Origin of the sequence: Klebsiella sp. S69, from assembly GCF_016516145.1 — a bacterium.
In the GTDB taxonomy this organism is placed as follows: domain Bacteria; phylum Pseudomonadota; class Gammaproteobacteria; order Enterobacterales; family Enterobacteriaceae; genus Klebsiella; species Klebsiella oxytoca.
Genome location: NZ_JACVUU010000069.1, coordinates 1 through 1,344, shown reverse-complemented (window position 1 = coordinate 1,344; position 1,344 = coordinate 1). Strand labels below are relative to the sequence as shown.

Below are 1,344 nucleotides of genomic sequence, written 5' to 3'. Positions count from 1 at the left end.
GTCGCTGTCCGAATCAGAATCGCTGTCAGCATCCGAGTCGCTGTCAGAGTCCGAGTCGCTGTCGGAATCCGAATCGCTGTCTGAATCCGAATCGCTGTCGGAGTCAGAATCGCTGTCGGAGTCAGAATCGCTGTCTGAATCCGAGTCGCTGTCGGAATCGGAGTCGCTGTCAGAGTCCGAGTCGCTGTCGGAATCGGAGTCGCTGTCGGAGTCCGAGTCGCTGTCTGAATCCGAATCGCTGTCGGAGTCGGAATCACTGTCGGAATCGGAATCGCTGTCGGAGTCAGAATCGGCATCGCTATCCGTATCATCAGCCAGGCCAATATTAATGGTCAGCGTTGTGGTAGCCGTATCGCCATCCGCATCCGTGATGGTGTAGGTAAATACCTCCGTCTGCCCGACTGAATCAGCATCTCCGGTCGCCTGATAGGTATAAGTACCGTCGGCATAGATCACCAGCTTACCGTAGGCGCCCTCAACGATCGTTCCTCCTGAGCTAACCTGCTGCGCCGATGCCCCCGTAACCGAGGATGCAACGATGCTGGTCACAGTAATACCCGTACCGATATCACCTACGTCTCCGCCAGCATCCGTCTGCAGTACGTTACCGCTGATGATCGCGGATTCGTATCCTACAGAGTCGGTTACCGCCACATCGACCGCTGTCGCTACGCTGATATTCGCCAGGAAGTTTACCAACGTCGGCAGCAGGCCGGTATTCGTCGGCGACGAAATCACTACCGTGTAGTTCCCCTCCGGCAGGTCGCTGAAGCTGGCGCTGCCGCTGTAATCCAGGCTGACGCCTCCCGCCGTAATAGTCACCGCATTCGATGCTAGCGCAACCACTTCTCCGGTCACCGTATTAATCACCGCGAGATCGGCCTTGAAGGTATCCGTCCCACCCAGCAGAAGCAGTAGCGTATTGATCAGCGCCGCCGAGCTCAGCGTAGTACCGCCGGAGATATCCAGCGCCACATCCTGAGTCGTTCCACTCGCAACCGTAAAATCAAAGTTGTTCCCGCTAAGCAACGAAACATCGACCACACCAAGCAAGTTCACGCCTGTCAGTTGGGTAATCGTACCGTTCAGGCCCTCGAGGTTGTCATGATTCTCGAAGATCAGAGCGGTATTGGTATCCGCGTTGGCTTGCGGGATATCCGAGTCGCTATCCGAATCCGAATCCGAATCGCTGTCGGAGTCAGAATCGCTGTCGGAATCCGAGTCGCTGTCAGAATCCGAATCGCTGTCGGAATCCGAGTCGCTGTCGGAGTCCGAATCGCTGTCGGAATCGGAGTCGCTGTCCGAATCAGAATCGCTGTCAGCATCCGAGTCGCTGTCAGAGTC

Annotated in this window: 1 pseudogene; it reads right to left on the bottom strand. The window is 56.3% G+C overall.

The features are described from left to right. Positions 1–1,344, bottom strand: a pseudogene (locus IAE27_RS29235) (hypothetical protein); the annotation flags it as partial.